Origin of the sequence: Pseudoalteromonas sp. OFAV1, from assembly GCF_021532595.1 — a bacterium.
Taxonomy (GTDB): Bacteria; Pseudomonadota; Gammaproteobacteria; order Enterobacterales; family Alteromonadaceae; genus Pseudoalteromonas; species Pseudoalteromonas lipolytica_C.
Window position 1 is genome coordinate 37723 of record NZ_JAKGBG010000040.1, and the last position, 8193, is coordinate 45915.

General features: G+C 36.0%; 9 protein-coding genes. 2 read left to right on the top strand and 7 right to left on the bottom strand.

Annotation, left to right across the window (positions count from 1 at the left end):
* Nucleotides 1-26 precede the first annotated feature (26 nt).
* Nucleotides 27-959, top strand: a complete 933-nt coding sequence (locus L1267_RS17995; protein WP_235383683.1) for a hypothetical protein — start codon at nucleotides 27-29, stop codon at nucleotides 957-959.
* A 65-nt stretch (nucleotides 960-1024) separates the two neighbouring features.
* Here the strand turns inward: L1267_RS17995 and L1267_RS18000 are convergent, their stop codons facing one another.
* The 3 genes from L1267_RS18000 to L1267_RS18010 are packed head-to-tail and all read right to left on the bottom strand — an operon-like array spanning nucleotide 1025 to nucleotide 2998.
* Nucleotides 1025-1669, bottom strand: a complete 645-nt coding sequence (locus L1267_RS18000; protein WP_235383684.1) for a hypothetical protein — start codon at nucleotides 1667-1669, stop codon at nucleotides 1025-1027.
* Nucleotides 1669-2214 (bottom strand): hypothetical protein, encoded by a 546-nt coding sequence (locus L1267_RS18005; RefSeq protein ID WP_235383685.1) that lies wholly within the window; start codon nucleotides 2212-2214, stop codon nucleotides 1669-1671. Before L1267_RS18005 ends, L1267_RS18000 begins: the two co-directional genes overlap by 1 nt.
* 4 nt (nucleotides 2215-2218) lie before the next feature.
* The gene (locus tag L1267_RS18010; RefSeq protein WP_235383686.1) at nucleotides 2219-2998 is read right to left on the bottom strand and encodes a hypothetical protein; all 780 of its coding nucleotides are present in this window, start codon (nucleotides 2996-2998) and stop codon (nucleotides 2219-2221) included.
* A 133-nt stretch (nucleotides 2999-3131) separates the two neighbouring features.
* Here L1267_RS18010 and L1267_RS18015 point away from each other — a divergent pair, with 133 nt between their 5' ends.
* Nucleotides 3132-4202 carry a ribonuclease H family protein gene (locus L1267_RS18015; protein WP_235383687.1) on the top strand — a complete coding sequence of 357 codons (1071 nt, stop codon included), beginning with the start codon at nucleotides 3132-3134 and terminating at the stop codon, nucleotides 4200-4202.
* 53 nt (nucleotides 4203-4255) lie between these two features.
* On the opposite strand, the gene L1267_RS18020 is transcribed toward L1267_RS18015, so the two are convergent.
* From L1267_RS18020 to L1267_RS18035, 4 genes are all read right to left on the bottom strand, one after another.
* Nucleotides 4256-5851, bottom strand: a complete 1596-nt coding sequence (locus L1267_RS18020) for a S8 family peptidase (protein ID WP_235383688.1) — start codon at nucleotides 5849-5851, stop codon at nucleotides 4256-4258.
* Nucleotides 5852-5861: 10 nt separating this feature from the next.
* Complete coding sequence (locus tag L1267_RS18025; RefSeq protein ID WP_235383689.1) at nucleotides 5862-6482, bottom strand: hypothetical protein; 621 nt, start codon at nucleotides 6480-6482, stop codon at nucleotides 5862-5864.
* Nucleotides 6483-6632: 150 nt separating this feature from the next.
* Complete coding sequence (locus L1267_RS18030) at nucleotides 6633-7061, bottom strand: chemotaxis protein CheW (protein ID WP_235383690.1); 429 nt, start codon at nucleotides 7059-7061, stop codon at nucleotides 6633-6635.
* Nucleotides 7061-8193: hypothetical protein (locus L1267_RS18035; protein WP_235383691.1), on the bottom strand; the 1133-nt coding region annotated here is incomplete at its 5' end. The genes L1267_RS18035 and L1267_RS18030, both read right to left, overlap by 1 nt.

The following is an 8193-nucleotide window of genomic DNA, read 5'->3' on the forward strand; positions in this document are numbered from 1 at the left end:
CAAACAGCTATTCAGGTTAACACATTATGAACCTTACATATTTCCCATCAAGATTTCACAATAAACTGATTCAATCATTTACCAAACTTAATTATATACTACAAACCATTCCTGCCGATGAGTTTGATAAGTACAAAGGATTAGCTGTAGCTAGCACTATTTCAGCTTTCATTGAGCATGAAATTAAAGGAGCTAATATGCTAGAGTTTATCCCCGATAGTGAGCACCGTATTTCGGAAATGACTTCACTGCTCACTACAATTTCAAATGCCGCAGAAAATGAATCTGGAATTCACCATGTTAGTAAGAATGTTCTAGATAAATTTGATGGATATGACTTCACAAAACTCAAACTAAACAATCATATTTATGACTTTTACGCGCCATATATACATTTCGAAAACTCAAACGTGACATTAGATGATGGCGTCACAATTGTAGATGGAGCTTACATCACCTGCAATGAAACCTTATCCTTCTTTACTATTACGTTTGTTACTAAACAAAAAAACACTAATTATGAAACTTTAATAGAACCTGCTGAAATATATGCAATTACAAAATCATTTCAGATAATTCTAACTATTGATGAACCCGTTTCAGAACAACTAGAACATTACTTTGATGATATCGATGAACACGATAAACATTTGGTTAGCGACGGATGGGGTAAGGTTCTTCATAAAATTGTTAATTGGACATTAGGTACGATGCTAGAGAGTGACATTCCCTTTGGATGTTCATTCTCAGATTTTTCCAATGACTTTCCAAGTGACTTAAGAGAAGCTATTGAGTTAAATAGAGAGATAGCTGAAAGTACACTTGCAAACACTGAAGAAAATATTCGCGCAAATGAATTACTTAATGACGCAATCCAAGAGGCTGCCATGATAGGACACTATGAAGTTTTCAGGTTAAATGAAATTTCCGATCAATTAGACTGCTGGCTTAAACAATAAATAACTAATTTATCTTAAAATACCCCTCAAGGGTATTTTAAGATACCTGTCAGACTAAATATGCTCTAAGTATATTGATTTAATATCAAAGACTTAATCTCAAGTGAATTGACATGTGGCAAAATATCAAACGGCCTAAAACCTAAATCAATAAAACAACCATACATAACTTCTCTATTCAATTCAGAAGCAACAGGTTTAAAGCCAAACTTATTTATTAACAATGATAACAATACTAAATTTTCATAACTAGATGATTGACCAACCGGTCGATTTATGTCCGACAAATCAATTTTTTCATAAGTTCTTCCAAGGTACTTACAGAGAAAATCCTTACTCTTTTCGACATGCCCCTTCAACACTTTTAAAATGAAATTGCGATTTTTATATGTATAAAATGGGCCTTCTAAAGCCTCTTGTAGCATCATTTCGCTTTCGATTAGTTCTAATGCATTTAGTGCTTTTTCACCCTTATTCGAGGATGCTTTTATGACATTAAAACAACATCTCTGATAAAGTTTTTTATCTTTAATTAAAGGCTTCAGTGCTGGTAAATAAGCAGTTAAAAATAAGTCACTACCAGTAGCCCTTTCCAAAAACTCAGTCTGTACTGATAAGGGTTGTTCTTGAAACCAATTCGCACACTCATTCATTACCGATTCTGCTTCAAAGCTAATGGCTTTATCTTCAAAATACTTAATTGAACTCACTACTTCCACTCCCCTGACACTAATAATCCAATTCCTTGTTTAGACTTGAATAGCAATAAATTTTCTTCTACGCAGTACTCCAGTTCTGTCATACCGCAAATAAGCTTTATGATACTTGCATCAAATTTTAATTCACTATCTGGCATACTAAGAAGAACCTCTTTTCTTAAGGTGCCTGAACCATGACAACTCTTGCAATCTACATTATACGTATGATAGTTGTTTGATAAGTTTAAATGGCCATTTCCATTACATTCATCGCAATCACTTTCGCCTTCGCTTTCATCTGGAATTGAAAAGTGTTTTGGCCATGGTAAGTATGGACCAGAACTTAAAATTTGAGCTAGACGCTTTGACAATACTGCCTCAATATTTTTATTAATATTTTCATCTTTGCATTTAGCTGGAACGAAAAAAGCAATAATTCCATTTGTGGTACATATGTAACCATCGACCATAATTTTTTTTGATAACGGCCCAAAGTCATCACTTAACAGAGCAATATGGTTAAGTAGCGACATTTGTTCATTAGATAAGGTTTCCATTTAATTACCTTGAAAGTATCTTCAAAATTGAAGCCTTTTCAGATGCTGTAGAATCTGGAAACTTTTCCATTGGCGCCAACGACATGGCAGATAGGTAGTTCAGCATTAATACCTCATTATCAAACTCAAACCCTTTAACCTTCGACAGAAACTTTATAAAATCAAAGCTACCTTCATTGACTTTAGCTTCCTCTCCAACAATAAGACCCAAAGCGTCATCATCACCTGCAATTTTATTTTTTAACTGAACCTTGATTGTTTTATCATTAAAAACATCATCAAATCCATTCAGCCTAAAGGTTTCCATTAATTTCAGGAATTCTACCTCGCTAATATCAAAGTGTGACAAAGCAAGTCTCACTGCATATTTAATATGATAATCTTCGGGCCTAAGCTTATTTATAGCTGTAACAACTGTAACAACAGCACCCTTTTTTACCGCAGTATAGATTGTATTCTCATTTCTATTAGCTCTAGACTTTGTCTTTCGCTCTACCGGGAGGTGAGGCAGTACTTCAATTGTTGAAAGCCATTTAAAAAATTCATTTTTAAAAGCAGCATCATAGTCAATTTTAACTGCTTTTAGGCCTGACAGTTCGCTGACAACATCAGTCGCAACATTAGTTTCAACTACAGCTGCAAGCTCCCATATTTTAGCCGCGCATTTTTTTAATGTACTGGCTCGCATACCTTTCAATTGATTGATCTCAATATTTGTAAGCATGCCCACAAGGCCATCTTCAATAATTTTTAATAGCAATTTCTGCTCTTCTAAAGCGTCCATAAACTCATTCTTCTATCAAATATCCATCTATTTTACCTAAAAAAAGATACAAAAGCAAGATTCTGCCACGTGTAAATAGAAAAAGTGATTTATGTTATAATTAAGATAAATAACTATTTTATATAGGCAATATATGGACGCTTTTATTATAACTGACGCGAGTTATCTCGAGAGAACAAACGCAGCCGGTGTCGCAGGTAGAATTGCTGTCGGCAATCACAACCTAAGCTTTAAAGGCTCTGTAACAACCGTACAGTGCCCTAATCATGGTGAAATGATTGCTATACTGCATAGCCTTAAAAAATTGCGTGAAGTTCGCGATGATAATATTTTATCTATTGAAAAGGTGTATATTGGTACTGACTGCCAGACTGTTATTGATTTATTGGATAAAGGATTCAAAAAAGACCGTTTTTATCATCCAAAAACAAAACAGTTGTTAAACGACATTTCAAAAACAATGAAAACACTCAATGTCGATATTCAGTTTCAAAAAATTAAAGCTCATGTATATGACAACCCGACACCAATAGAGCGCATTCATAATGAAATCGACATCCAAGCTAAACAAGCGCTTGAAAATCTGATGAAACAGGTCGAGTTAAATAGTTTGCCAAGCAATATTTATAGCACATTGCTTCCGCAAAAGTTAATCGATGGAGAATATGAACATCTCGAAAAAACAGCTTATGAGCTTGCTAAAAAGGGCCTAGCTCCTCGCATCTTAACTAAACTACCCATTGAGCGCAATCCATTCGCCGATGGCGTTAATCGCTATAACGCAGAAAACCCAGATTCCACAATTAGCTATGATGTAATTCCAACTTACGACTCAAAGCTTCCTAAGGGCCATAACAAATTTCATTCCGGCATCATGGGTATTGACAGAATCCAGACATTAGAAACAATGTCTCGACTTGGTATCTCAGATAGTATGATGTTAGATGAATACGAAGGCTTAGTACTAACGGATATTGGTAGAACCATAACAGGGTTTCAAAAGAAGCCTAGTGATGTAGCTGAAGAAGTAAGTCTAAGAGAATCTGGGCACTCTAAGTTTATTCTTAATCACTCAGCTTCTAAGCGAATGCAGGACTATAATGTTACATTGAAGCAAGTTGGAAGCTTATATGACATTCCAGAGAAAACATATAGTGACTTACTTTGTAGAGAGAAGGTTGCTTCCTCTGGTCTCGAATATTAAGTTAGAACGAAAAAAGCGTACAATTTTGTACGCTTTGCAACTTAACATAACTATTATTCTTTACATGAAGCTGGTGGCTCATTACCTTTATAAGTTAATGCGTATTTATCGCCACACGATTCACCGTTACACAGCTCATAATGGTATGTGTAATTTTCTAAGTCTAAATCAGCAACAATAAACTCTGTTTTTTCAGTCTCTAGAACTAACTCTGATTGAGTACCTGTCTTCAAGGTTTTATACAGCTTAGCAATCGAACCATCTTTTGACATATCCGTGATTGGATTCAAGTTAACATTAAATGAAGCACATAGACGAGAGAATACACCAGTCGCTGTCTCATACAGTTTCAATTCACACGGTTGTTTATTGCCAAGTACTGAGCTGATATAGCCATAACCATCTTCCTCAATGCTTTTAGCTTTCTGAACTAGTGCATACGTGTCGATCAAACCGTTACCGCACCCTTTTGTTAAACACTCAGAATTTGTATTCTCAATGGCCGTGTTATTCATGATTGTAATTAGGTCACTATTAGTCAATGTTGGCGCGTGAGCCTTAGCTAGAGCCAGTGAACCTGAAACAATTGGCGCTGAGAACGAAGTTCCACTCCAACGTACACGGTCAGTATCGGTTGTCTTTGTATTACCATACGAAAACACTCTATCGCCTTGCGCAACAACAGTTACATCCCCATAGTTAGCAAAGTCACTTAAATCATTAGTGTCTGGAGAAATCGAAGATGCTCTAACTACACCTTGGCAATTCGCCGCTGTAAATTGAGATACATCTTGACTATCATTACCAGCACCGGCCACTACAAGAACACCTTTACTATTCGCATAATTAATAGCATCTTGCATGTAAGAAGGACAATATGCCACTTCTGCACCAAAAGACATATTGATAATATCAACAGGTTCTTCTAATGTCTCAAAACCTTCAATTGTATCACCCGCCGCCCAACGAATTGCTAATGCAGAGTTATATAGCGTACCAGATCCTTGTGAGCACGAAAGAACTTGTACTAAGTAAAGATCAGCATCAACAATTCCCGCGATACCAAAATTATCACCACGTTTCGCGCCAATCAATCCCGCAACACCTAAGCCATGGCCAGTTGCACAAGCGAGCTCTTCTTCAGAACTATCCCAACCCGATTGGCCATACTTTGCAGGCAGAAATGAGACAGACTTTTTAGCAACAACATCTTGAAAGCGACCTTCTTGTAAGAAACCATTATCCAAGATGGCAATTTTTGGCGTTTTTACTTGCTCGCCAAGTTCCCACGCGCTTTGTACATTACTTCCCGTTAGATTTGATTCTGTACGAGCATGCAAGTACAGCTGCTTATCTAAATCAGGATCATTACCGGTGCCAACTGAAGTGCTTTTCATTGTAAACAAGTCAATTGTTTCCTCGGCCAAATCCTTTTTTGGTGGCGCAATGAATAGTGAAGGATTAGTTTCGACCAAAAGGCCTTCTTGGGCTTTTGTGTTTTTGAAATGCGATAAATTATCACGCTCAACGCTAACTAGCTGAGTCTTGCCACTCTTGTCCGTAATAACTACATCAACAAGTTCTGGTTGCGCTAAAGCATTAATTGAAACGAATGCTAGAGCTGCTGCTAATAAATTTGCTTTTTTCATGATTGCTGCCTTAAATTTCCATTTCACAAGTGCCAGCTACAACACTCATTGTTTCTAAAAATTTGTATTCGGTGTTGAATACCCATTTACCATCTTTTTCTTCACCAAATTTTGAGTTACCTTCAAATAAGGTAGATTTTCCGTCATACTCTGTAAATGCGGTAACACTCACATCCGGCATATAACCTTTATTTACAACTTCAAAACCTTTTAAGTTTTGAATGACATTTTGTTCGTACTGAGATTCAATTGATGCAAGATCATTTAAATAGCCCTTCAATACAGATTCGCTAGTTGCTGAGCCGACTTTAGTAAGAAGTGAATCAATCGAATCTTTAAAGGTTTCTTTATAAGAAAATACGACTGACAGTTCTGATGTTGACTCTAAACCTGATTTTTCAACAACGCCTGTTTCATAACCTAGTTTTTCATAAAAGGTATAAACATTTTCAAAGGAAGTGTTGTAGTCATATTGAGAACTAGCTTCTATAATTTCGTTCTTTACAGAAGTTCGTGTTTGTTCCAGTGTGTCTGCGATTACTTCTGTCTTTCCTTTATCGCCGCCACCACCACCGCCGCATGCAGTAAGAGTAGTCGATACCACTAGTGCCAATAAGAGTCGCTTATTCATGTTTATTCCTTCAAATATCTTTTTTTAGATTAAGTTAATTACAACACAAAAAAGATAGCGAGTCAATACCTAATTTAAATGTATAGGTGCAAAACCGAAAAATACGACTTTAGTTTTAGGAAGTGGACCCTAAAGAGTCCACTTAAGATATTAAATCATGGAGGGAAAATCTATAATACTTATCAATTCACTTTCTTTGGTGTTATTAATAAGTATTTTATTAACTAGGCCTGAGCCTTTTATCAACTTAGGAGCATCAGCAATTCGATAGTTCTCTGAATCTGTAATATTATTTACTGAACATACAGGAAACGCAAAGCTAATCTCACCTTTATTTAATGATATAATTGTTACATTTTCACCCTCACCATGAGGAGATTTACCTAACCCTAAGTCCTTATTAATATCTTTGAGCTCAATAAAGTCTCCCATAGAATTCTTTATCAGCATTTTAAGTTCGCCAGTATCGTAAAATACATTGTTGTATTCTGTTCTAATAATCTCTTTAGATAACAACAACGGTATTGCGTACTTAACACTATTTATCGTGAATACTAGAAAACGGTCTAACGCATCCATTACAACGATCTCATCCCTGTAACAATTTTATCTACATCAAATGACATCCAAGCATCATGAATTTCTTCATACTGCGATGTTGAAATCTTGTTCATATTTTTCAGAATACTATCGTCTAGAATAGGTATCTCAAACAATAGAGCTGGTTGAGTTTTATAGATCCCCATTTTTGAACCTACTGATAGTAGAATCGTTCTTGTACCATTACCAACCGCAAGTGGCAGAACCGGGTTGTTTGCTGTGATAACATAGTCTACTGCATCTACCACAGCTGATACATCAAGATACCCATCAATCATAACTGAAACGTCTTCGGCGCCTTTAACCTCTCCCATTGAAAGGACTGTATATTCTCGATCAGTTAATGTCTTAACTATCAGTTCCTGAACCTCAATTGGCATAATCTGATGTTTAAATTCACCTTGCCCATTTAAAAGAACAACTCTGTTCTTCCCTTTTGAACCTGTCAATTCATGGATCTTTTTATCTAGCTCTTTCGCTTTTTTTGAATACTCTTTTTTGGCCTTATTTTCATCCAGTTCAGCATTTAAAAAAGTAGATATTGGTCCAAGACTTAATGGAGCAACCGTCATATTTTCAAAACCTTCAACAAACGATGATACCTGCTCTTTAAATGGCACAGTATGACTAAATGAAAGAGAACCTAATGAACCATCATCAATTACAAAGTCATACTCCAAAAGAGTCGGTAGTGGTATTACAGAGAAATGTAAACGGTCAGAAACGCCATTATTTAAAAGAATGTTACGGTATTTTGCAAATGGTGCGCTCGCACTGAAATTAAGCTTACATACACAATCTTGTTCCATAATTTCTTTATATAATCCGCGCCAAGCAGCACCTCGATACATCATATCAAGAACATTGATACCTAAGCCTTCAACAACAAGTACTCGAGATAAAGGTCTCTCCGGTGTCGGTGAAATATCCTTCTTTGATAAAGGAATTAACTCGTTTCTAAACTCCGGTAATCCTTGAATATTAAGCTTTCTAACATCAATTAAGGCTAATTGAATATCGTTTGATTCTAAAATCGGCCTTAAATACAACAAGTCGTACTCCGTCATGCCGTAGATTTTTCCTAATTCAATATTACTTTCACCGTTTTTAC

What these genes read in the sequence shown, in the direction of transcription:
- L1267_RS18025 (WP_235383689.1), bottom strand. Translation starts at nt 6,482, where the DNA reads ATGAATAAGCGACTCTTATTGGCACTAGTGGTATCGACTACTCTTACT.
- L1267_RS18010 (WP_235383686.1), bottom strand. Translation starts at nt 2,998, where the DNA reads ATGGACGCTTTAGAAGAGCAGAAATTGCTATTAAAAATTATTGAAGAT.
- L1267_RS18005 (WP_235383685.1), bottom strand. Translation starts at nt 2,214, where the DNA reads ATGGAAACCTTATCTAATGAACAAATGTCGCTACTTAACCATATTGCT.
- L1267_RS18030 (WP_235383690.1), bottom strand. Translation starts at nt 7,061, where the DNA reads ATGGATGCGTTAGACCGTTTTCTAGTATTCACGATAAATAGTGTTAAG.
- L1267_RS18020 (WP_235383688.1), bottom strand. Translation starts at nt 5,851, where the DNA reads ATGAAAAAAGCAAATTTATTAGCAGCAGCTCTAGCATTCGTTTCAATT.
- L1267_RS17995 (WP_235383683.1), top strand. Translation starts at nt 27, where the DNA reads ATGAACCTTACATATTTCCCATCAAGATTTCACAATAAACTGATTCAA.
- L1267_RS18015 (WP_235383687.1), top strand. Translation starts at nt 3,132, where the DNA reads ATGGACGCTTTTATTATAACTGACGCGAGTTATCTCGAGAGAACAAAC.